16 protein-coding genes and 1 pseudogene are annotated in these 22,997 nt (G+C 69.3%); 9 read left to right on the plus strand and 8 right to left on the minus strand.

Annotated features, from left to right (window positions below; all coding sequences use genetic code 11):
* Position 1: 1 nt before the first annotated feature.
* From ACIA5D_RS19975 to ACIA5D_RS19985, 3 genes are all read right to left on the minus strand, one after another.
* Positions 2 to 2,953: a glycosyl hydrolase 115 family protein gene (locus ACIA5D_RS19975; protein WP_396031542.1), complete on the minus strand. Its 2,952-nt coding sequence runs from the start codon at positions 2,951 to 2,953 to the stop codon at positions 2 to 4.
* Entirely contained in the window at positions 2,950 to 4,239 is a 1,290-nt protein-coding gene (locus ACIA5D_RS19980) for an SGNH/GDSL hydrolase family protein (protein WP_396031544.1), read from the minus strand. The genes ACIA5D_RS19975 and ACIA5D_RS19980 overlap by 4 nt, the downstream gene beginning before the upstream one ends.
* Before the next feature lie 107 nt (positions 4,240 to 4,346).
* Positions 4,347 to 4,997 carry a polysaccharide deacetylase family protein gene (locus ACIA5D_RS19985; RefSeq protein ID WP_396031546.1) on the minus strand — a complete coding sequence of 217 codons (651 nt, stop codon included), beginning with the start codon at positions 4,995 to 4,997 and terminating at the stop codon, positions 4,347 to 4,349.
* A gap of 250 nt (positions 4,998 to 5,247) precedes the next feature.
* Here ACIA5D_RS19985 and ACIA5D_RS19990 point away from each other — a divergent pair, with 250 nt between their 5' ends.
* Positions 5,248 to 6,303, plus strand: a complete 1,056-nt coding sequence (locus tag ACIA5D_RS19990) for an endo-1,4-beta-xylanase (RefSeq protein WP_396031548.1) — start codon at positions 5,248 to 5,250, stop codon at positions 6,301 to 6,303.
* A 113-nt stretch (positions 6,304 to 6,416) separates the two neighbouring features.
* Here ACIA5D_RS19990 and ACIA5D_RS19995 read toward each other — a convergent pair whose 3' ends face one another.
* The 3 genes from ACIA5D_RS19995 to ACIA5D_RS20005 are packed head-to-tail and all read right to left on the minus strand — an operon-like array spanning position 6,417 to position 13,192.
* Positions 6,417 to 7,550 (minus strand): lytic polysaccharide monooxygenase, encoded by a 1,134-nt coding sequence (locus tag ACIA5D_RS19995; RefSeq protein ID WP_396031550.1) that lies wholly within the window; start codon positions 7,548 to 7,550, stop codon positions 6,417 to 6,419.
* A gap of 11 nt (positions 7,551 to 7,561) precedes the next feature.
* Positions 7,562 to 10,480: a glycoside hydrolase family 48 protein gene (locus tag ACIA5D_RS20000; protein WP_396031552.1), complete on the minus strand. Its 2,919-nt coding sequence runs from the start codon at positions 10,478 to 10,480 to the stop codon at positions 7,562 to 7,564.
* Between the two features lie 42 nt (positions 10,481 to 10,522).
* Positions 10,523 to 13,192 (minus strand): cellulose binding domain-containing protein, encoded by a 2,670-nt coding sequence (locus ACIA5D_RS20005; RefSeq protein WP_396031554.1) that lies wholly within the window; start codon positions 13,190 to 13,192, stop codon positions 10,523 to 10,525.
* Between the two features lie 348 nt (positions 13,193 to 13,540).
* On the opposite strand from ACIA5D_RS20005, the gene ACIA5D_RS20010 reads away from it, so the two are divergent.
* The 6 genes from ACIA5D_RS20010 (at position 13,541) to ACIA5D_RS20035 (ending at position 21,393) form a co-directional block, all read left to right on the plus strand.
* Entirely contained in the window at positions 13,541 to 14,905 is a 1,365-nt protein-coding gene (locus tag ACIA5D_RS20010; protein WP_396031556.1) for a UDP-glucose dehydrogenase family protein, read from the plus strand.
* Positions 14,906 to 15,633: 728 nt separating this feature from the next.
* Positions 15,634 to 17,004 (plus strand): ABC transporter substrate-binding protein, encoded by a 1,371-nt coding sequence (locus ACIA5D_RS20015; protein ID WP_396031558.1) that lies wholly within the window; start codon positions 15,634 to 15,636, stop codon positions 17,002 to 17,004.
* A gap of 95 nt (positions 17,005 to 17,099) precedes the next feature.
* The gene (locus ACIA5D_RS20020) at positions 17,100 to 18,083 is read left to right on the plus strand and encodes a carbohydrate ABC transporter permease (protein WP_396031560.1); all 984 of its coding nucleotides are present in this window, start codon (positions 17,100 to 17,102) and stop codon (positions 18,081 to 18,083) included.
* Complete coding sequence (locus tag ACIA5D_RS20025) at positions 18,080 to 18,994, plus strand: carbohydrate ABC transporter permease (protein ID WP_396031562.1); 915 nt, start codon at positions 18,080 to 18,082, stop codon at positions 18,992 to 18,994. The genes ACIA5D_RS20020 and ACIA5D_RS20025 overlap by 4 nt, the downstream gene beginning before the upstream one ends.
* A gap of 28 nt (positions 18,995 to 19,022) precedes the next feature.
* Positions 19,023 to 19,544 (plus strand): alkaline phosphatase, encoded by a 522-nt coding sequence (locus ACIA5D_RS20030; RefSeq protein ID WP_396031692.1) that lies wholly within the window; start codon positions 19,023 to 19,025, stop codon positions 19,542 to 19,544.
* Positions 19,545 to 19,590: 46 nt separating this feature from the next.
* Positions 19,591 to 21,393, plus strand: coding sequence for a glycoside hydrolase family 15 protein (locus ACIA5D_RS20035; RefSeq protein ID WP_396031564.1), 1,803 nt, complete (start codon positions 19,591 to 19,593; stop codon positions 21,391 to 21,393).
* Positions 21,394 to 21,404: 11 nt separating this feature from the next.
* Here ACIA5D_RS20035 and ACIA5D_RS20040 read toward each other — a convergent pair whose 3' ends face one another.
* Positions 21,405 to 21,821, minus strand: coding sequence for a DUF1707 domain-containing protein (locus tag ACIA5D_RS20040; protein WP_396031566.1), 417 nt, complete (start codon positions 21,819 to 21,821; stop codon positions 21,405 to 21,407).
* A 9-nt stretch (positions 21,822 to 21,830) separates the two neighbouring features.
* Between ACIA5D_RS20040 and ACIA5D_RS20045 the strand changes: the two genes are divergently transcribed.
* Positions 21,831 to 22,199: a hypothetical protein gene (locus tag ACIA5D_RS20045; RefSeq protein ID WP_396031568.1), complete on the plus strand. Its 369-nt coding sequence runs from the start codon at positions 21,831 to 21,833 to the stop codon at positions 22,197 to 22,199.
* Between the two features lie 4 nt (positions 22,200 to 22,203).
* Here ACIA5D_RS20045 and ACIA5D_RS20050 read toward each other — a convergent pair whose 3' ends face one another.
* Positions 22,204 to 22,383: a hypothetical protein gene (locus ACIA5D_RS20050; protein ID WP_396031570.1), complete on the minus strand. Its 180-nt coding sequence runs from the start codon at positions 22,381 to 22,383 to the stop codon at positions 22,204 to 22,206.
* A 153-nt stretch (positions 22,384 to 22,536) separates the two neighbouring features.
* Between ACIA5D_RS20050 and ACIA5D_RS20055 the strand changes: the two are divergent.
* A pseudogene (locus tag ACIA5D_RS20055) lies at positions 22,537 to 22,983 on the plus strand (cupin domain-containing protein); the annotation flags it as partial.
* Positions 22,984 to 22,997: the final 14 nt, after the last annotated feature.

The raw sequence follows: 22,997 nt of genomic DNA on the forward strand, positions 1-22,997 counted from the left end.
GTCAGGCCCTCCGGCTCTCGGGTGGTCCCAGGTAGCTGTACTTGACGCCGCCGGTGTCCACGACGAGCCGCTGGACGATGACGGACGGGTCGACGGCCCAGAAGGTCAGCGTGTGCCGGCCGGGCGCGGCGATCGTGTGGGTGGTCGTGGTGACGTTGATGTTCTGGCTGGTGTTGCGGGCCCACTGCCGGTTCATGGTGGTGTCGTTGGCGCCGGTCGCCTTGGTCATGTTGACCACCTGCGGGGTCGCGCCGTCGATCGAGACCGCGTACTTCAGGCCGTCGGTCGGCAGCACGTTGTTGCGGGGCGAGAGGTAGGCCGACACCTGCAGCGGCCCGGACGAGGTGAGCGTCATCGTGTAGTCGAGGCGGGCCCCGTCGGCCGACAGCGGCGTGAGTCCGTTGCCGGTCTTGCCGATGCCGGGCAGCAGCTGCCACTGACCGGTCTTGCGGCTGTAGTGGTCGGCCTCGATCGCCACGTACCCGTTGGCCTCGAGGAAGCCGGCCGGCGGCACGGCCGGGCGGGAGACCGGCGCCTGCACGGTCACGGTCGAGCCGGCCCCGGTGATGGTGATCGGCACACTCCGCGTGCCCGACGGCGCCCGCCGCCAGTCGACCGTCACCGTGGAACGGATCTGGTCGGTGACGGTGCCCGAGGCCCGGCTCACGGACAGCCACGGCGCGCCACTACTGATCTTGTAGGCGAACGGCGTCGTGCCCTTGTTGTAGACCTCGATGTACTGCTGCGACTGGCTCTGCCACGGGCTGAACGCCGGCAGCGTGGTGGCCGATCCCCCGTCGAGCGCCACGCCGAGCGACGACTCCGGCGGGACGGTGATCCGCTTCAGGTACGGGAAGATCTCGTCCGGCAGCGCCACGTTGTTCAGCTCCGGCTGCTGCCAGGGCGCGTTCGGCCCGTAGCGGGCCACGTTCCCGTACCCGATCTTGGGTTGCAGCTGCCAGTTGTGCCACTTCCCGCCGGCCAGGGTGGTGTTGTAGTAGTCGCTCATCGCCTGGTCCTCGGCGAACAGCGCCTCGGCCCGGTCGGCGAGCGCGTTGGTGGCCGCCCGGCCCTGCGCCGCGTACGCGATGTTGGTGAACTCCGCGCGCCGCAGGTCGTAGATGATCGCCGTGTCCTTCACCTGGTAGTACACGAGCTGGTAGAACGCGTCCTGCCAGGCCGCCGGCACGTGATCCTTCAAGCGGGAAGCGCGAGCGGCCAGCGCCAGCCACTCGTTGGTCACGCGGTCCATCTCGCCGTAGTCGGTGAGGCTGAACGGCGTCTGCTGGTCGTCGTACACCACGGCGGTCGGGTCGGTGGTGATGTCCTTGGCCGGGTCCACGGTGATGCGACGGTTCAACAGCTCGGGCTTGCGGCGGGACTGCAGATGCCCGTACGTGTCAAGAATCGACGCGATCGCCGGCGCAAGCCGCTCCCCGAAGCTCTGCGCCGCGTAACGCCGCGTCCACTCCCCCAGCTTCTCCACCGGCCAGGCGGCCGGGTTCCACGCGTAGTCGAGGAAGAACTGGGTGGGCAGCTCCTCGTTCTTGAGGTCGCCCACGTTCGCCACCCAGAGACGATCCACCCCCGACGTGTACGCCCGGTGCAGCTGCTCCCAGGTGTTCGTGAGATTGGCGGTGTCGGCCCACTTGTAGTTGCGGCCATCCCCGACGTAGTCGAAGTGGTAGTACATGCCGTAGCCACCGCTGCGCGGGGGGAGCGACGGATCGGGCAGCTTGCGCATGTTGCCCCAGTTGTCGTCGCAGAACACGACCGTGACGTCGTCCGGCGGCCGGTAGCCCTGGTCCCAGTAGCGCTGCACCTCCTTGTAGAGGGTCTGCACCTGGGGCCGGTCGATCAGGCCGGTGTCGCGCAGGATCTGCCGCTGGCTGTCGATGATGGAGCTCATCAGGTCGATGCCGTCGCCGTCGGGCAGCGACACGTCGCCGTTGCCGCGCATGCCGAGGGTGATGACGCCGTCGATGTTCTGGTCGCGCATCCGCTCGGCGCCGTCGCGCCAGTACGCCTCGATGGCGTCCTTGTTCTGCCGGTAGCTCCAGACGCCGTTGCCGCCGTACGGGTCGGTCCCGTTGACCGCGTGCCGGTTCCACTCCTCGATGCCGCGCATCATCGGCGCCTCGTGCGAGGTGCCCATGACGACGCCGTAGCGGGTGGCGGTCGCGTGGTTGGCCGGGTCGTCCTCGGCGAACGCCCGCCCCCACACGGCCGGCCACAGGTAGTTGGCCTTGAGCCGCAGCATGGTCTCGAAGACCTTGGCGAAGTAGTCCGCGTTGAGACCGCCGGGGTAGCCGGGCGCCTTGCCGGGGCCGAAGTGCTCGGGCGCCCAGGTGCCGGTGTCCGGGTTCTCGTCGTTGATGAAGAACCCGCGGTACTTCACCGCCGGGGTGCCCTGGGTGTGGCGGCCGGGCAGGACGTAGAGGTTGTCGTGGTGCTCGACCGGGACGTCGTCCCAGAAGTACCACGGCGAGACGCCGATGTTGCGCGAGACGTCGTAGGCGCCGTAGATGGCGCCGCGCTGGTCGCTGCCGGCGATCACGAACGCCCGCCTGACGCCCGGCAGCGGGTTGTCGACGACCTGCTCGATCGTCGTCTCCCACTTGCCGCGGATCGACGAGACGTCGAGCTTCCCGCGCGCAATGATCTTGTCGATGGTCGGGCTGTGGCCGATCGTCCCGAGGATGATCGGGTCGCTCGTGCCCTTGACGGCGGCGTTGGTCACCTTGTGGAGGTCACTGCGCAGGTCGTCGGCGACCCGGATCACGCCCGGGTGATCGGCGTCGTCGACCAGGACCGGCGCTCCGGCCAGGGCGAAACGCCCGGGGCCGGGATGGGTGGAGATGTAGTCGTTGGTGGTCTCGGCGCCGTGCGCCGCGGCCGACGACGGGATCGCCAGCAGCGGGGCGATCAGCACGAGGGCGAGCGCGGCCTTCATCGGAAGTACCTCACATTCACTGCGGCGGCCATGGCCGCCATGCCTACGTCGTTCGGATGCAGGTGATCCCCGCTGTCGTACGCCGGGTTCAGCCGGATCGGATCGGCCGGGTCACCCATGGCCTTGTCGAAGTCGACCACCCCGTCGTACTCGCCGCTCGTCCGGATCCACCGGTTGAGCTGCTGCCGCTTCCGCTCGTTCTCGACCGAGTAGAAGCCCAGCGTGTCGTCCTTGAAGGGCAAGATCGTCCCGCCGTACGCCCGCAGGCCGCCCTCGTGCGCCCGCGCGATCAGCTGCCGGTGTCCCGCGATCAGGTCGTCGGCGCTGACCACTTCGCTTGCCGGTGCGACCGTGCCCGGGTGCCCGAGGTCGTTCACGCCGAGCAGCACCACCACGAAACGCCGGCCCGGCTGGGCGAGGACGTCCCGGTCGAAGCGTTTGAGCCCGTTCACGCCGAAGTAGTTGGCGAACGTCTCGGCGTCGCTGCCGGCCGGCGGGTTCGGGTCGTGCAGCAGCCGGTTGCCCGAGACGCCGAGGTTCGCGATCCCCCGGTCGAGGCGGGCCGCCCGCAGCCGCGCGCCGAGAAGGTCGGGCCAGCGGTGGTTCAGGTTGTTCTGCGTGTTCGCGCCGTTGGTGATGGAATCGCCGAGCGTCACGATCGCGGCGGCGCCGCCCTTGCGCACGGCGACGCCGGACAGGAACAGGTCGGAGGCCACGGTGGCGGTCGCCGTCACCGTACGGACAGAGGTCACGTTCCCGGCCGCGATCACGTTGTCCTGGAACGCGAACGCCGCCAGGGTCGTCACCGTGGTCGGCTGCGCGAAGTAGAGGCTGATCGCGAGGTCTCCCCCGGCCGGCAGCCGCAGCCGCACCGGGTCGCTGACCACGGGCGCGCCGGCCGGGATCGTCGGATCGGGCCGCCCGCTGAAGGTGACCCGCCGATCGGTGCCCGGCACGATTGCCGTGCTCGCGCCGCTGCCGTCGCGCAGCGCCACGTGCACCGCGTCGACGTGCAGCGCGGCGGCGCCGAATTCGTTGGTGAGCCGGATCCGCAGCTCGTCGCCGCCGGTGGAGCAGTGCACGACGTGCCGCACGGTCTGGTTGTCGAGGACGGTCGGCGCGCCGCGGGTGGGGATGGTGGTGGGCACGGCCGCCCAGGTGGCGACCCAGGCTTCCGTGCCCTGCTCGTGGGCGTGGGCGGGGGCGGGCGCCGCCACGCCCGCGGTGGCCGCACCGACGGCCGCGCCGGCGCCGATGGCGAGCAGTTCGCGTCGGGTGGTGGACATGGCGTCTCCTCTCAGCCGCTGACGGCCGGCCCGCCGGCTGGACGACGGGCCGGCCGCGGTCCCGCGACCGCAGGCCCGCGTTCGGGCCGGGCCGCGCGAGCGGCGGGTCAGCCGCGGGGCAGCGGCAGGGTCAGGCGCCAGCAGTCGGCGCGGAGCTCGGGGATGATCTGGTCGGCGGCCGCGACGGTCTGGCTGCGGTCGCCGCCGCCGTCGTGCATGAGCACCACCGCGCCGGGCGTGATGCGGTCGCGGATGCGCTGCACCAGCACGTCGGTGCCGGGCGGCACCCAGTCCTCGATGTCGAAGCGCCAGCCCAGCGGCTGCATGCCCAGGTCAGCGGCGACCTGCGGGCTCTGCCCCCAGGCGCCGAACGGCGCGCGGAAGTACGCGATCCTCGCGTGCGGGACGGCCTGGCGGATGAGCGCGCTGGTCGCCTCGAGGTCGGCCCGGATCTGCTCGGGTGTCCACGCCGACATGTCGTCGTGGTGCATCGAGTGGTTGCAGAGCACGTGCCCCTCGCGGGCGATCGCACGAACCACCTCGGGGTGCTCGCGGACGTGGTCGCCCCAGAGGCAGAAGACGGCTTTGACGTGGTGCTTGCGCAGCACCTCGAGCAGGTTGAGGGTGTCGGGCGGGTTGGGGCCGTCGTCGAAGGTCAAGCTCACGACGTTCCCGTGGCCGCGGGCGGTGTCGACGATGACCGGCGTGGCACGGCCGGTCGCCGATGCGGGAGTGGCCGCGAACAGAGTTCCGGCCACCGTGAGGACAGCAGCAAGAGAAAGCCAGGGTTGATGCAAAAACCGGGACACGCGGAATCCTCCGTGGTGGATCGGAAGTTTCGGAAACATGTCAGCCGAACACCCCGAACGTAGAGGGGGCGATCTATGTCGTCAAGGCCTACAGGATTTGATCTTCGCTCAGAAACTGCCATTGACGTGGGCGGCTTTCGGCACGAAGCTTTCCGCAAGTTACCGGAACTTTCGGCTTCACCGACCGGAGGTAAGTCTGATGATTCGAGTCCGAACAGGACTGGGCGCGGCCGCTCTCGCCGCGATCACGGTCCTGGGCGTGGCCGCGCTGCCGAACGGCGCGGCCGTTGCGGGTGACACCGGGCTGCGCGGCGCGGCCCGCGGCACCGGCGTCAAGATCGGCACTGCAGTGGACATGAACGCGCTCGCCAACGACGCCGCCTACAAGGAGGCCGTCGCGGCAGAGTTCAACACCGTCACCCCCGAGAACGTGATGAAGTGGTCGGAGGTCGAACCGACCCAGGGCACGTACAACTGGGGCCCGGCCGACGACCTGATCAACTTCGCCCGGCGCAACGGCCAGGCCGTGCGCGGCCACACGCTGGTCTGGCACAGCCAGCTGCCGTCGTGGATCAACGAGACCGACTTCACCAAGGCTCAGCTGCGCGACCTGCTGCGGCGGCACATCTTCGCCGAGGCCGGTCACTTCAAGGGCAAGATCTGGGCCTGGGACGTGGTCAACGAGCCGCTGAACGAGGACGGCACCCTGCGCGACACGATCTGGCTGCGGGCGCTCGGCCCGGGCTACATCGCCGACGCGTTCCGCTGGGCGCACCAGGCCGACCCGTCGGCGATCCTGTTCATCAACGACTACAACGCCGAGTGGCTCAGCCCCAAGACCGACGCGTACTACCAGCTGGTCAAGGACCTGCGCCATCAGGGCGTCCCGGTGCAGGGCTTCGGCATGCAGGGTCACCTGGGGATCCAGTACGGCCTGCCGGGCGACGTCCTGGAGAACGTGCGCCGCTTCGACGCGCTCGGCGTCAAGACCGCGTTCACCGAGGTCGACGTGCGGATGATCCTGCCGACCGACCAGTACCGGACGCAGGCACAGGCCGAGGGCTTCGGCCTGATGCTGCGGGCCTGCCTGCTGGTCAAGAACTGCATCTCCTACACCGTGTGGGGCTTCACCGACAAGTACAACTGGGTTCCGGGTGTCTTCGCCGGTGAGGGCTCGGCCACACCGATGGACGAACAACTGCAGCCCAAACCCGCGTACGACACGTTGCGGGAAACGTTCCTGCTGGCCAGGTAACCAGAGAGCCTTCCTCTGAACCGGGAAGGGCCGGGGGGGGGGGGGGGGGGGCCCCCCCCCCCCCGGGGGGGGGGGGGGGGGGGGCCCCCCCCCCCCCCCCCCGCCCGGTTCTCTTATGCCGTGCTACACGTCAGGTTGTTCACCGTGGTGGGCGTGGCGCCCGACCCGAGGAACCCGAACGTGGTGTCGCCGGCGGCCGGTATGGAGCCGTTCCAGCTGGCGTTCTTGACCGTCACCAGCGAGCCGCTGGTGGTGGCCGTCCCGCTCCAGAGCTGGGCCAGGGTCTGCGACCCCGGCCAGGTCCAGGTGACCGTCCACTTGCCGACCGCGGCGTTGGCCGGCGCGTGCACCATCACCTGACCCTGGAAGCCGCCGGTCCAGGAGCCGGTCACGTTGTACATGGCCGTGCAGCCGGAGCCCGGGTTACCGGTCGGCGGCGTCGTGGGTGGAGTGGTGGGCGGCGTCGTGGGTGGAGTGGTGGGCGGCGTCGTGGGCGGCGTCGTCGGCGGGGTGGTCGGCGGGGTGGTCGTCCCGCCTCCACCGACGCCGGTGACCTCGCCGTTGCCGCCGTCGAAGACCACATCCGAGCAGCCGTAGAACGTCTCCGTGCTGTCCGAGCGCGACCAGACCGAGTAGATCAGGTGCTTGCCGGTCTTGCCGGACGGCAGCGTCGCGTTCCACCAGTAGTGGCCGGCGTCGGTGCCCGGCCCGCCGTCCGCCGGCGGGTTGGTCACCTGGGAGAACGGCGTCGGATTGAGGTCGCCCCAGGCCAGGGGCTTGGTCGGGTCGTACCCGTCCTTGGTGATGTAGAGCGAGAAGGTTCCCGGGTGCTTGGCCCAGTCGTTGTAGTCGATCTCGATCGTCCGGCCGGACGTGAGGTGGGTCAGCGGCCAGTCGTTACGGGCCAGGTTGAAGCCCGTGAAGTTGTACGGCCCACCGGTCCCGCCGCTGCACAGCTGGCCGTCCGGAAGGAATCCGGACACCCGGCCCGCCCCGTCGGAGCGCAGCACAGCGAACCAGTTGTAGAGCGGGGTTACGCCGCTCTGCGCGACCGCGGCCGCGCAGGCCGCGTTCTTCGGCACGATCTCCCCGGTGCTGGTCTTGCCGTCCTGGTAGCAGAGCCAGGTCCGGCTGCCGGGCGTCATCATCGTTCCGTGCGCTTCGGCGATCCCCGGCAGGACCACTGCCCCGACGCCGACCGCCATCAACGCGGCAGCGACGTACGCGAACAATCTTTCTCTTCTCATGGTTCCTCCCCTCAGCCGTTCGGGAACAGACGGGCGAAGTCGGCGTAGCCGGTGGCGACGTCGACCTGAGCCCAGAACCGGTGGTAGTTGAACGTCGGCGCGGCGCCGCCGTTCAGGTAGGCCTGGACCTTCGGGAAGTCCGGGTCGTTCTTGTACCAGGAGCGGATGTCCAGGAAGGACTTGCCGGGGGCGATCGCGTCGCCGTTCGGCATCTTGCCGCTCCAGCCCGGCGGGATGTAGAGGCCCTGGCCGGTCGAGGCGTTGTACACGTCGTCGAACCGGTTGTAGTCGGCGCGGGTCTCGGTGACCGAGACGCCCTTGGCGTCCTTGTGCGTCCAGATCGCGTCGAGCAGGTTCTTCGCCGCCGTCTTGGCCGCGGCGTTGCCGGACTTGGCGGCGTAGTAGGTCAGCAGCTTGGCGAACGAGCCCGCCACGCCGAGGTCGGTGCCCTTGCTCGTGACGGTCACGTGCAGGCCGGTGTTGGCGGCCGGGCTGGACGGGTTCCAGGTGGCCGGCGCGCCCGACCACGACATGTCGGACGGGATCGAGAAGCTGGTGGCGCTGATGGTGGAGTTCGCGAGCGCCCACGGCACCCACTTGTCGAGGACCGACTTGGCCTTGGCGTCACCGGTCGTGTAGTAGTACTCGGCCAGGCGCTCCAGCGACCAGGTCTGCATGCCGAACCACTGGTTGGACGGCGGGTCGGCGTAGACCGGGGCCACGACGTAGGACAGCCCGTAGAAGGTCGGCGTGCCGGACGGCGGCGCCGAGTAGTTGCCGTTCCAGCTGTTGGTCGCGCCACCGGCGATGGCGCCCTCGGAGGACTGCAGCCACTGGTAGAACTCGAGCTGCCGGTTCAGGCTGGTCTGCCAGTCCGCCTTCGCGGTGGCGCCCTTGGGTGCGAACGCGCTGACGTTGCTCAGCACGTACGCGGCCATGGGGTTCTGGTAGCCGAAGTGACTCGTGCTGGAACCGATGCGCCAGGCCCAGCCCGCGCTGGTGTCGGTCGCGCCGCCCCAGGCGTAGTACCAGGACATCAGGTTGTTGGAGGCGTTCTTGCCGGTGCCCGCCGCGCACGAGGTCGAGGTGCAGCCCGGCTGCTTGAAGTACTTGTCGTAGAAGGAGTAGCGCAGGTAGTCGCCCATCTTGGCGGCGTTGGTCACCGCGGTGGAGATCTGCGAGCCCTTGCCCTGCTGGGTGGCCCAGGTGTACGCCCAGTACGCCGCCTGCACCGCGCGCGAGTCCGCGTCCGGCGCGTTGGTGTACTTCCACTGCTTGGCGTAGCTGGCGTCCTTGGTGAACAGGTCCAGGTAGCCGTTGGGGCCGCCCGCCGTGAACGTGTCGCAGGACGGCTGCGGGACGGTCTCCCACGTCGACTCCTGCGGCCCGCGCTGGAAGGTGTTGATGTACGCGACCCGGGTGGTCTTGTCACCGCAGTGCCCGAAGCCGTAGGTGTTGTCGACGTCCAGCAGCCAGTGCATGCCGTAGATGTCGTCGGTGCCGTACGCGCTCTTCAGCTCGCTGGCGAGGGGGTCGGAGCCGACCGAGACGCTGGTGTCGAGCTGCGACGGGTACTGCGACGGCAGCGGGTACTCCGCCGCGTAGGTCGCCGGCTTCGACGCGTTGTAGTTGGCGTTGGTCGGCTGGTCGGCGTGCGACGGAATGATGTACTTCTCCATCGTCGACCAGGCCGCGTTGAACGGCGCCCAGTCCTGTGTGGAGGCGCCGTGCTCGGCCTCCAGCCACAGCCAGTAGCTGAACGCCTCGGACGTGGTCTCGTGACCCTGGTCCGGCGCCTCGTCGATCAGTGTCTCGATCGAGTGGTAGGGCACGCCCTCGGGGCTGAAGTAGCCGTTGGACGGGCTCTTGATGTCGTTGTACAGCTGGGTGAACCGGTCGTCGACGCTGCCGGCCGGCACCACGTTCGCGGTCACCGTCGCCGCGGTGTAGCCGGTGGCGGTCGCCGAGAAGGTAGCGGTCGAGCCGGAGGTGGCGGCGCTGGTGGCCGCGACGGTCACCGTCTGGCCGGTGCTCCAGTTCGACGGCGTGAAGGTGAGCGAGGCCGGCGTCGCCGTGACCGTGGTGGCCCCGGCGGTACGGGCTACCGCCACTGTCACGTTCGCCGTCGGCGCCGCGGAGAGCGCCAGCTTGAACGTCGAGCTCGCGCCGGGCGCGACGGTCACCGAGCTGGCGTCCGCGACGATCCCCGGCGAGGTGCTGGCGTCGACGAAGACCGGCACGTCGGCGGTGCTGCTCTTGGCGCCGGTGTTGTCGTACGAGATCGCCTGGAGGTGGTAGGCCGCGGTCTGCTGCGGCACCCCGGTCCAGGTGTAGGCGTACGGCGACGCCGTGTCGGTGTTGAGCAGCAGGCCGTCGTGGTAGAACTCGACCTTGCTGATCGTGTTCCCGGAGGCCGCGGCCGCGGTGGCCGTGATCGGGATCGACGCCGGGGCCGTGTACCGCGTGTTGGCGGCCGGCGAGGTGATCGCCACGGTGGGCGCGGCGGTCGCGCCGTTGCAGGCGGTGCCGTTGAGGCTGAACGCCGTGGGCACCGGGTTGGCCGAGCCGAAGGTCCCGTTGAAGCCGGTGCCGACGGTCGCGTTGGTGCCGATGCTGCCGTTCCAGCTCGCGTTGTTCACGGTGACGTGCTGCCCGCTCTGCGAGTAGACGCCGTTCCAGCCCTGGCCCACCTTCTGCGCGGCGTCGGGGAAGTCGTACTCGAGCTTCCAGCTGCTGACCGGGTCACCGGAGTTGGTGATCTGGATGTCGCCGGTGAAGCCGCCGGGCCATTGGCTGGCCACCTTGTACACGACGGTGCAGCCGGCCGCCGCTTGGGCCGGCACGCCGGCCGCGAGGGCGATGCCGGCGCCGAGGACGACGGTGCCGGCTACCGCCAGGCCGCGGCGCAGGCGATGTCTGTGTTGTCGCACGGGGTTTCCTTTCCGAGGGGTGGGGGTTGGGGAGCGGCCTGCTCAGCTCAGGGCCGTGCAGGTGATCGGGGAAGGAACCGGGTTGGTGGTGCCGGTGGTGTTGCCGAGGAAGCCGAAGGTGGTGGAGCCTCCGGCGGCGAGGGCGCCGTTGTAGCCGGCATTGATGACGCGGACGGCCGCGCCGGTCTGGGTGACGGCGCCGCTCCAGAGCTGCGTGACGGTCTGGCCGGCGGTGTAGTTCCAGGTGACGGCCCAGCTCTTGCTGGGCTGGGTGCCGGTGTTGGCGACGGTGACCTCGCCCTGGAAGCCCCCGCCCCAGGACCCGGTGATCTTGTAGGTGGCCGTGCAGGCGACCGGCTGGGACGTCGGGGTGGTCGACGACGGCGACGAGGTCGACTGCGACGGGGATGGGGACGAGGTGGACGGTGTCGGCGACGAAGGTGTCGGCGACGAAGTGGAACCGGTCGGCGTGGTCGCCGTGGTGGTGCGGTCGGCGTAGAGGATGCCGCGGCCGTTGGTGCCCAGGTAGACGCGGCCGAAGACGCGCGGGTCGCCGGCGAGGGCGTCGCCCATGTTGCCGTACTGGTGGGCGTCGTCGTTGATCCGCACCCAGGAGGCGCCGGCGTTGTCGGAGCGGAAGACGCCGGTGACCCCGTCGACCGTGCCGACCAGGAACACGGCCATGTGCGACTGGCCGGGTGCGGCCTTGCCGAAGGCCACGTTGATCCCGGACGTGACCGAGGGGACCTTCGTGAAGGTGGCGCCGGAGTCGGTGGACTTGAGCAGGCCGGTCTCACCGGCGAACCAGACCTCGCCCTCGACGCCCGCAACGGCGTGGAAATGCAGCCGGCCGGAGCTCGGCATGGCGGCGGACGACGCCGTGAACGTGGCGCCGCCGTCCTTGCTCGTGTAGAACTTGCCGGCGGCGTACGCGTAGAAGGTCTTGGGGTTGACTCGGTCGGACTCGACGACGGCGCCGGTCGGGAGGCCGGACGAAGCCGTCCACGAGCTGCCGCGCGTGGTCGAGTAGTAGACGCCGGTCCCCTGTGGCGACCAGACCATCGAGCCGGCGTCGGCGCCGACCGCGATGGTGCCGCCGCCGGTGACGCCGGACGGCTCCTGGCCCTGGTACCAGTTCTTGCCGCCGTCGGAGGAGATGCCGATGTGCGGGGCGGCGTCCGCGTTCCCGACTCGCGCGAACACCGTGGGCGTGAGTTCGGCGAAGTCGAGGCTGGTGTTGCTGCCCAGGGCGGGCGTGTCGTGGAAGCCGGCCTGCACCGCGTCGAGCGATGCATGGTAGAAACCGCCGATGTCGCCGAGGGCGCTGACCAGCGGCGCTCCGGATGGCGGGCTGGCCAGGTCGAGGACGGCGGTCTCCTCGAGGCCCTTGGCCATCGGCTTGATGGTGATCGTGCTGCCGGCGTCCCAGTTGGTCAGGTTCGTCGTGCCGTAGACCGTGGCGCCGGTGCCGTACATCAGGCGGCTCGAGTTGAACGGGTCGATGGCGAGGGTCTCGTTCATCCAGCCGAGCTTCGGCGTGGCCTCGGGCGGCTGCGGGTTGGTGTTGAAGTCGAGCCACGGGTTGGCCGAGATGTCGATGGTGTAGCGCTTGGACATGCTCGGGTAGCTCGTCCAGTCCCAGGCCCGGCTCCAGGTCGCGCCGTAGTCGGTGCTGCGGAAGAAGATCGCGTCGGGCCACCAGGAGATCTGGGTGGCGACCATCAGCGTGCCGGGTTTCTGTGGATCGACGGTCAGTCCGGAGTACCCGTAATAGGCGTCGGCGGCCGGGGTGGGCGTGATGTCGGTCCACGTGCCCGCGGCGATGTCGTAGCGCCACACCTGGCCGGCCGCGCCGTCGTACGGCCCGCCGGTGTCGCTGGTCGCGATGTAGAGGTTGTTTCCTTGTACGACGCCCTTGTGCGGGAGATATCCGGTCGGCTGCCCGGCGATGCGGGTCCACGTGGCGCCGCCGTCGTTCGACCGGTAGACCGGGTTGGACTTGTCGTTGACGCCCACGAAGACCTGGTTGGCGGCGCCGAACGTGACCCAGGCCAGACCCTGGTTCTGGTTGAGGTAGTTGTTGGTGTCGGCCGGGTCCTGCACGTAGTTGCCGGCGTTCGGGAAGCTCGAGACCTTGCTGAACGTCACGCCGTAGTCGGTGCTGCGGTAGAGGCCGTTGCCGCCCTCGGCGGCGAAGTACACGTTCTTGTTGTTGTTCGGGTCGACGGCGAGCCGCTCCCCCACGCCCCGGCCGGGCATGTTGCCACCGTTCTTGAACGGCAACGTGGTGACCTGCCAGGTCGCGCCCTTGTCCGCCGAGCGCAGGATGGCGCCGTTGTTCGGGTCCCAGTCGTTGGTGTACATGCCGACCGCGGCGTACACGCGGTTGGTGTCGACCGGGTCGGGCGCGATGGACAGCACGCCGTTGTAGCCCCAGTTGTTCTGGCCGACCCAGTCGAGCAGCGGCGTCCAGCTCTGGCCGGTCTCGTTCCACCGGTACGCGCCGCCGATGTCGGTGCGCGCGTAGATCAGGTTCTTCTCGCCCGGGTTGAAGACGACGGCCGGGACGAAGCCACCCCCGTCGATCCGGACGTTCTTCCAGTTGTACGGGTCGGCCGCCGCCGCCGACGCCGTGGTCGGCTGCGCCAGGGCGACCGCCACCGCCCCGGCTAACAGGGCGAAGACGGTCGCCCCGATGGCTTTACTTCTCATCCGGCACCTTCCATCGACGTGCGTTCACATGGGAGCGCTCCCAGAAGCGTCGGTCCCGTGTCACGTTCCTGTCAAGCCCCTGAAACCCGCCGTTGACAATGGTGCCTATTTACTAATTGGCAGCCGTAAATTGCTTAAAAACGTTCAGCAACGCGCCGAAATGGGGTGAACACTGAGGGTTGTTCAGGGCCGACCTTGAGCCCCACCTCGCCGTACGCAGCGGCTTGGTCTCCACCGCCCTGAATAACCCTCACTGACCGTCAACCGGGCGGATGCTTTCGCGCGGGGGTAGCGTTTCCCGCGCTGTGTACCATGTGCCGTTGATTGGCGTCGGCTGAGGAGCGTTTGATGAGGGTTTGCGTTGTCGGCACGGGTTATGTCGGGCTCACGACCGGGGTCAGCCTCGCCTTCCTCGGCCACGAGGTCACCTGCGTCGACCTCGACCAGAGCAAGGTCGACATGCTCACCGCCGGCCGTTGCCCCATCTACGAGCCGGGCATGGACGACCTGCTCGCCGAGGCCGCGCCCAACCTGACCTTCACCACCAGCTACGCCGAGGCGGTGCCCGGCGCCGACGTGGTGTTCGTCGCCGTGCAGACCCCATCGGCCCCCGACGGCAGCCCCGACCTGCGCTACCTGCGCTCGGCCGCCGAGAGCGTCGCGCAGAGCCTCGACCACACGTTCACCGTGGTGGTCAACAAGTCGACCGTGCCGATCGGCAGCGGCAACTGGGTGGACGCGATTCTGCGCGAGTCGTTCGCGCAGCGCGAGGACCGCCCGGCCAACTGCGAATTCTCGGTCGCGTCGAATCCCGAGTTCCTGCGCGAGGGCAACGCCATCCACGACACGCTCTTCCCCGACCGCATCGTGATCGGCTCCGACAATCCGCGCGCCCTCGAGGTGCTCAACCAGCTCTATCGGCCGATCATCAACCAGACGTTCACGGCGCCCAGTTTCTCGCCACGCCCCGACGACATCGGCGCCGTTCCGCTGGTCTCCACCGACCTCGCCTCCGCTGAACTGATCAAGTACGCCGCGAACGCCTTCCTCGCCCTCAAGATCAGCTACGCGAACGAAATCGGCCAGCTCGCCGCCAAGGTCGGCGCCGACATCACCGAGGTCACCCGCGGCATGGGCCTCGACCAGCGGATCGGCTCGCGGTTCCTGGCGGCCGGCGTCGGCTGGGGCGGCTCCTGCTTCGGCAAGGACACCAAGGCGCTGATCGCCACCGCGAGCGAGTACAACTACGAGATGCCGATCGTGCGGGCCGCCCGCGAGGTCAACGAGCGGCAGCGCCTGGTGGCGGTCGAGCGGCTGCAGGACGAGCTGCGCATCCTCAAGGGCCGCAAGATCGGCCTGCTCGGCCTGGCCTTCAAGCCCAACACCGACGACCTGCGCGACTCCCCCGCGCTCGACATCGCCGGCCTGCTGCTGGCCCGCGGCGCCCGGGTACGCCTGCACGACCCGATCGCCGGCGAGCGGTTCCGCCGCGAGCAGCCCGAACTGGCGCCGTACCTGTCGGAGACCATCGACGGCCTGTTCGACGACTGCGACGCCGTGGTCCTGGTGACCGAGTGGGCGCAGTACCTCGAGCTCGACTGGGGCAAGTTCGTGGGCCTGATGCGCACCCCGATCCTGCTCGACGGCCGCCACGTGCTCGACCGCGACCGCATGGCCCGGCTCGGCTACAAGTACCTGGCGATCGCGGGCTGAGACACGCCGGGGCTGCCACACCCCGGGATTCGCCTGGCCGTGCGCGGCCGGTCGCACGTCCCGCTGGGCGCGGCCGGTCGCACGTCCCGCTGGCCGCGGCCGGTCGCACGTCCCGCTGGCCGCGGCCGGTCGCACGTCCCGCTGGCCGCACGGCTGGTCCAGATTACGCAAGCATGCTACTTCTGCGCCGGATATATCCGGTTAAATCTGCCATGAGTTGATCGCCTGCGCCCGATCCTGATGACTTGCCGTTCGCGCCGAACGGCGAGTCATCAGGATCGGGCGGGTCAGGCCACTGACGACGCGGGCCGAGGCGGGGCAGGCAGGACCGGAAGCCACCGCCTACCGCGACGGGCGGCAGCCAGGCCTGCCGATAGAGAAACGCCCGCCCGGCGGCCGAAAGAGCGGCATTCCCCCTCCTCCGCCGAACGGCAGGGCGCAGCCAGGTCCGTATCGTCCGCTTTCGACCTGACACACCGGCCGTCCCCGGGATATCCCAGATATCCCCGCGGGGCGGCGGCTTTGCGACTAGGGTGCTTTGAGGGCCTGACCAGCGCTTCTTCCTTAACCGGTTAAGCCCGATATGGGGCCGCAGCCGTATCGTTACCGAGTCGATCAAGCGGAAATCATTGCGCAACGTCCCGGTTACCTCTTGACTGTGAGCCAAGTAGCGCTTCGGACGGCGACGTCTTTGGACGTCGGAGGCGCGATTTGACATAGGGAGCGGTATGTTCGGTCAACCTACGAGCCCGCGTTTTCGGGCCGTGCTCGCCAGCACGCTGAGCGCCGGGCTGGTGCTCGGCGCGGCAGCCTGCGGCGACAGCGACGACGACGGCGGCAGCGCGTCGACCGGCGCGTCGGGGGCGTCTATCGACTGTGCGCCATACACGAAATTCGGTGACCTGAAGGGCAAGACGGTCTCGGTCTACACGAGCATCGTGACCCCCGAGGACACCCCGCAGATCGACTCGTACAAGCCTTTTGAGCAGTGCACCGGCGTCACCATCAAATACGAGGGCGACAAGTCCTTCGAGACCCAGGTCCTGGTGCGCGCGAAGGCCGGCAACCCGCCGGACATCGCGTACGTGCCGCAGCCCGGCCTGCTCAAGCAGCTGGTCGCCACCGGCAAGGCGGTCGCCGCGCCGCCCGAGACCGAGGCCAACGTCGACAAGTTCTGGTCGAAGGACTGGAAGTCGTACGGCACGGTCGACGGCAAGTTCTACGCCGCCCCGCTGGGCGCGAACGTGAAGTCGCTGGTCTGGTACTCGCCGAGCGAGTTCAAGGACTCCAACTACGCGATCCCCACCACCCTCGACGAGCTGAAGGCCCTCACCGACAAGATGGTCGCCGACGGCAAGAAGCCGTGGTGCGCGGGCATCAACTCCGGTGACGCCACCGGCTGGCCGGTCACCGACTGGGTGGAAGACTTCATGCTCCGGCTCTACGGGCCCGAGACGTACGACAAGTGGGTCAATCACCAGATCCCGTTCAACGGCGCCGAGTCCACCGCGGCCTTCGACGCGGTCGGCGGGTACCTGAAGAACGACAAGTACGTCAACGGCGGTCTCGGCGACGTCAAGAGCATCGCGACCACGACCTTCCAGGACGCGGGCCTGCCGATCCTCGACGACCAGTGCGAGATGCACCGCCAGGCCAGCTTCTACGCGGCGAACTGGCCGAAGGGCACCAAGGTGGCCGAGGACGGCGACGTCTTCGCGTTCTACCTGCCCGGCAAGGACGCCTCGACCAAGCCCGTGCTCGGCGCCGGCGAGTTCACGCTGGCCTTCGCGGACCGGCCCGAGGTCAAGGCGTTCCAGACCTACCTGTCCTCCGACACCTGGGCCAACACCAAGGCCAAGCTGTCGAGCGGCTGGGTCAGCGCCAACAAGGGCCTCGACCCGAACAACCTGACGAACCCGATCGACCAGCTGTCGGCGAAGATCCTGCTCGACCCGGCCTCGCAGTTCCGGTTCGACGGCTCCGACCAGATGCCGGCGGCGGTCGGCTCCGACTCGTTCTGGAAGCAGGCGACCGCGTGGATCACCGGTCAGGACACCAAGACGACGGTGGACAACATCGAAAAGTCTTGGCCCAAGTGATCTGATTAGCTCCATTCGGGGCCGGTCGGGAGGGCATCCCCTTCCCGACCGGCCCTGAGCCTCTTCTTCACCGAAGCGAAGGAGGTACGGGCCGCGTGTTCAACACCGCCTCCACCACCCCTGAGAAACTCTTGCAGATGCTCGCGGCGCTGCTGCTGTTCGCAGCCGTCATGGGTGTCGTCCTGTTCTTCGCCGGCCGGCTCGGCGGGCGGAAGGGCGACAAGTGGGTCGGGTATCTATACCTGCTCCCCGTCGTCCTCCTGTTGCTGGTCGGCCTGGTCTACCCCGGCCTCCGTACCATCTACGAGTCGTTCTTCGACGCCGCCGGCAAGGCGTTCGTCGGCATCGACAACTACAAGACCATCTTCACCGACAAGGATCAGCTCACGGTCCTGCGCAACACGGTGATCTGGGTGGTCATCACCCCGTTCCTGGCCACCGGCATCGGCCTGATCTACGCGATCCTCGTCGACAGGTCGCGGTTCGAGTCGTTCGCGAAGGCGCTGATCTTCCTGCCGATGTCGATCTCCTTCGTGGCGGCGTCGGTGATCTGGAAGTTCATGTACGAGTACCGCCCCGACCAGGGCAACGTGAAGCAGATCGGCCTGATCAACCAGATCATCGTCTGGCTCGGCGGCAAGCCGGTCCAGCTGCTGATCGAGTCGCCGCTCAACACGCTGCTGCTGATCATCGTGATGATCTGGATCCAGGCCGGCTTCGCCATGACCGTGCTCTCGGCGGCCATCAAGGCGATCCCGGACGACATCGTCGAGGCCGCCCGGCTCGACGGCGTCAACGCCTGGACCATGTTCCGCAACATCACGGTGCCCAGCGTCCGCCCGACCATCGTCGTCGTGCTGACCACCATCGGCATCGGCACGCTGAAGGTCTTCGACATCGTCCGGACGATGACCGGCGGCAACTTCAAGACCAGCGTGGTGGCCAACGAGTTCTACAGCCAGACGTTCCGGGCCGACAACCAGGGCCTCGGCGCCGCCCTCGCGGTGCTCCTGTTCATCCTGGTCATCCCGGTAGTCGCCTACAACATCCGCCAGGTTCGTCAATCGGAGGCACGATGACCGCCGTAACTCCTTTGACGACAGGCCCCGAGATCACCCCCAAGCCGGTGTCGGCGGCCTCGATCGCGAAGAAGAAGCTCAGTTCGCCATGGGCGTCGCTGTTCGCGATCATCATCGCGGTGCTCTGGACCATCCCCACGTTCGGCCTGCTGATCTCCTCGTTCCGGCCGGAGCGGGCGATCAAGCGCACGGGCTGGTGGACGTTCTTCTCCGACCCGACGGTGACGCTGGACAACTACAAGGCGGTGTTCGGCGCCGACGGTGGCGTCAACATGGCCGACTTCTTCGTCAACTCGCTGGTCATCTGCATTCCCTCGGTGCTGATCCCGCTGGCGCTGGCGTCGCTGGCCGCGTACGCCTTCGCCTGGATCGACTTCAAGGGCAAGAACTTCCTGTTCATCGCGATCTTCGCGTTGCAGATCGTCCCGCTGCAGGTCACCCTGCTCCCCCTGCTGAAGATCTTCGTCGACATCAACCTGACCGGCACGTTCTGGACGCTGTGGATCGCCCACTCGACGTTCGCCCTGCCGCTGGCCATCTACCTGCTGCACAACTTCATGCGGGAGGTGCCGACCACTCTCATCGAGGCCGCCCGGGTCGACGGCGCCGGGCACGTGTCGATCTTCTTCAAGGTGATGCTGCCGCTGCTCACGCCCGCGTTGGCGGCGTTCGGCATCTTCCAGTTCCTGTGGGTCTGGAACGACCTGCTGGTCGCCCTGGTCTTCGCGGGCGGCGGCAACGAGGTCGCCCCGATCACCCTGGCCCTGGCCAACCTCAGCGGCACCCGCGGCACCGCCTGGCAGCTGTTGTCGGCCGGCGCCTTCGTCTCCATCGCGGTTCCGGTGGTCGTGTTCCTGCTGCTCCAGCGCTACTTCGTCCGCGGCCTGCTGGCCGGCAGCGTCAAGGGCTAGTACTTGTTTCGGGGGCCGCGTCCGCTTTCTGCGGGCGCGGCCTCACCCTTTCGAAAGACGAACATCACGCGTACGGGCCAGCGCCCGGCCACGCCGAGTCGAGACAGTTCCCGGCTTCCGCGCGGCGGCCGATCACTCTGCGCGCGCACGTCGCGGTGGGCCGCTTCACGTCGACGAGTTCGCGCACGACAACAACGGCCGGCGCATGCTGCAGGCGATGGGCGAGCTGGAGAAGGCCGTGACGGTCGCCCGCGACTACGCCGCCACCCACCGCGACACCCTGGTGATCGTGACCGGCGACCACGAGACCGGCGGACTGGCCGTCGAGGACACCGCCACCACCGACGAGTCCGGCGACGGCGTCTCGGCTGAGGACGGCCCGTTCCCGGTCAAGGGCAGCACGCTGAGCTTCAACCTCGACTGGACCACCGGCTCGCACACCGGCCAGGACGTGCCGGTCACCGCCTACGGTCCGCTCGCCGACCGGTTCACCGGCAAACACCCCAACACGTACGTCCACGACGTGCTGGCCCCGGTCCTGACCCGCTGACCGGCTTCGCCGACTACACGGCGCGGCGCCGGGGTAAGGAGGCTGCATGGCGCTTCCCATCGAGGACTACGCGATCATCGCGGACACGCAGACCTCCGCGCTGGTGGGCCGGGACGGGTCGATCGACTGGTACTGCGCGCCCCGGTTCGACTCGGGGGCGGTGTTCGCGGCACTGCTCGGCGACGAGGAGAACGGGCACTGGACGATCCGGCCGGCCGGGGACGTGGTCGCCACCCGGCGCCGCTACCGGGACGACACGCTGGTGCTGGAGACCGAGTTCGAGACCGCGGACGGCGTGGCACGGCTGATCGACTTCATGCCGCCGCGCGGGGAGGCGCCGGACCTCGTGCGGATAGTCGAAGGCGTGCGCGGAACCGTACGAATGGAAATGGTTCTGCGGTTGCGCTTCGACTATGGGCACGTGGTCCCGTGGGTGTATCGCGAGCAGGACGACCTGGTCGCGGTGGCCGGTCCGGACGCGGCCTGGCTGCGCACCCCGGTCGCGACGCGCGGGGAGAACCTGGCGACGCTGGCGGAGTTCGAGGTGACCACCGGTGACCGGGTGCCGTTCGTGCTGACCTGGCGGCCCTCGCACCTGCCGGCGCCCGAGCCGGTCGACGCGGCGCACGAGCTGGGCGTGACCGAGGGTTACTGGCGTGGCTGGGTGTCGGCCTGCACCTACGAGGGCGAGTACCGCGACGCGGTGGTGCGGTCGCTGCTGACGCTCAAGGCCCTCACCTACGCCCCGACCGGCGGCATCGTCGCGGCCGCCACCACCAGCCTGCCCGAGAAGCTCGGCGGCGTGCGCAACTGGGACTACCGGTTCTGCTGGCTGCGCGACGCCACCATCACCCTGCAGTCGCTGCTGTACTCGGGTTTCCAGAGCGAGGCGATCGCCTGGCGCAAGTGGCTGCTGCGGGCGATCGCCGGCAACCCCGCCGAGCTGCAGATCATGTACGGCGTGGCCGGCGAGCGCCGCCTCGACGAGTACGTGGCGACGTGGCTGACCGGCTATGACGGCAATCCCGTACGGATCGGCAACGCCGCCGCCGAGCAGTTCCAGCTCGACGTGTACGGCGAGGTGATGGATGCCCTGCACCAGGGCCGCCGGGCGGGCCTGAAGGCCGACGACCCCGCGTGGGGCCTGCAGGTGAAGCTGATGTCGTTCGTCGAGGAACACTGGCGCGATCCCGACGAGGGCATCTGGGAGGTGCGCGGCGGCCCGAAGCAGTTCGTCCACTCGAAGCTGATGGCGTGGGTGGCCGCCGACCGCGCGGTCAAGGCGGTCGAGGAGTTCGGCCTGGACGGCCCGGCCGACCGCTGGTCCGCGCTGCGCGACGAGATCCGCGACGAGATCCTGGCGAAGGGCTACGACCCGGACCGCCGGACCTTCACCCAGTTCTACGGCTCCGACGAGCTGGACGCCGCGATGCTGATGGTCCCGCTCGTCGGCTTCCTCCCCGGCGACGACGAGCGGGTGGCCGGCACCGTCGCGGCCATCGAGAAGCACCTGATGGCCGAAGGTTTCGTGCAGCGCTACACCCAGCACCCCGGCACCGGGGTGGACGGCCTGCCACCCGGCGAGGGCGCGTTCCTGGCGTGCACGTTCTGGCTGGCGAGCAACTACGCCCTGATGGGCCGCCACGACGACGCGCGGGAGACCTTCGCCCGCCTGCTGGCCCTGCGCAACGACGTGGGCCTGCTGGCCGAGGAGTACGACACGGCCGAGCACCGCCTGGTCGGAAACTTCCCGCAGGCGTTCAGCCATGTCCCGCTGATCGACACGGCCCGCACCCTGGGCGCCGCGCTCGCCCCGACGCAGGCGCGCGCCCTCGAGGGACTCAAGTAGCGGCCGAGCCGTCAGCGGTGATGGTGCCGGCCACGCGCGAACGGACGGAAAACGAAGAGGAAGAACAGGAACCCGGGCCACAGGAAGTGTGCGCCGGTAAGCGCCCAGACTCCGACCAGAGCCGTCACCGCCAGCACCACAGCCGCGGCCACGGCGGCCTTCCGGCGCCGGTCGCGCACGACGGCCGTCTTCGCCTCTGGCAGCTCGGCCAGCGCGTACCGGCCGTTCTCGGGCAGGTCGGCGGTCAGCTGCGCCAGGTCGTCGCGGTAAACGGCCTGGTACACCGCGGTCAGGCGTTGCTCGCCCTCGTCGAGGGTGAGCCGGCCCTCGCCCATCGCGGTCCGCAGAATGTGGGCGACCTGCTCCCGTTCAGCATCCGAGGCGCGGATCTGTTGTCCGTCGGGCCCGGGTCTCTGCTGCGGTGCCATGCTTCCAGCATGGCACCTCCCCCGCAGGACCGGCGACGCCGAACCGGACCGCCGATCGTGACCATGCTCGTGCAACTGCTCGCGGTGCCGAACTGCCCGCACGCCGAGCCGGCCGCCGCAGTCCTCCGCGGGGCTCTGGACGAGGCCGGGCTGAATGATGTCCCCGTCACCACCCTCATCATCGACACGCAGGACGAGGCCGACCGGATCGGGTTCATCGGCTCGCCCACGATCCTGATCGACGGCCGTGATCCCTTTCCCGACTCCGGGCAGGAGCCGGCCCTCGCCTGCCGGCTCTACCGGCACCCGGCCGGGCTGAGCGGGATCCCGCCGATCGACCCGATCCGGCAGGCGCTGCACGACGCCGTGCTGCGGTGACCGGTCAGCGTGCCGGCCGCGGCGTAGCCCTCGTGCCGGCGCTCAGCCATGGGCGGATCAGGTCCTCGCTCGCGTCCCACAGGTCCGCGCGCCGGGTGGCGGTGATCCGGGCGGGGATGGGCAGCGGGCGGCAGGCCGGTCCGTAGAAGCCGGACGGCAGGCGGGGGCCGGTCGCCAACCGCACCGGGACGGCCGCCGCATCCGCCGGGTCGGCGGCCCACGGTCACGGCGCGCTCCCCCAGCGCCGCCGCGACCGCGCCGCCGATTCCCGTCGATCCGGTCACCAATACGTTGTCCATGCCTCGACGCTAGGAAAGACGGGCGGGACAATCCAGGCGTGTCCGTCCCGCAAACCACCTCGGACGTCCTGGGCACGATCCTGCGCGAGTTGCGGTTCACCAGCGCCGCGTACCGCTGGATCGAGATGACCGCGCCGTTCCGGCTCGTCTTCGACCGGCCGGGGCTGCGCGGCGTGCACCTGATCGCGACCGGCCAGTGCGACCTGGCGTTGCCGGACGGCCAGGTCACCCCGCTGAGCGCCGGGGACACGGTGATCCTGCCGCGCGGCGACGACCACGAGCTGCGGGCCGGCCGCGCCCGCGCGACCTCGGGCTTCGAGCTGGCAGCGCGGACGCCCGGCGCCCGGTTGCGCGGCGGCGGCCCCGGGGAGGCGACGGCCACGATCGTGTGCGGCGCCTTCGTCACGGACGACCCGGAACATCCGGCCCTGCGCGGCCTGCCCCGGGTGCTGCACATCCCGGGCGCGCACGGCGATCCGCCGCCCTGGCTGACCCCCGT

Origin of the sequence: Actinoplanes sp. NPDC051513 (genome assembly GCF_044454685.1) — a bacterium.
Lineage (GTDB): Bacteria > Actinomycetota > Actinomycetes > Mycobacteriales > Micromonosporaceae > Actinoplanes.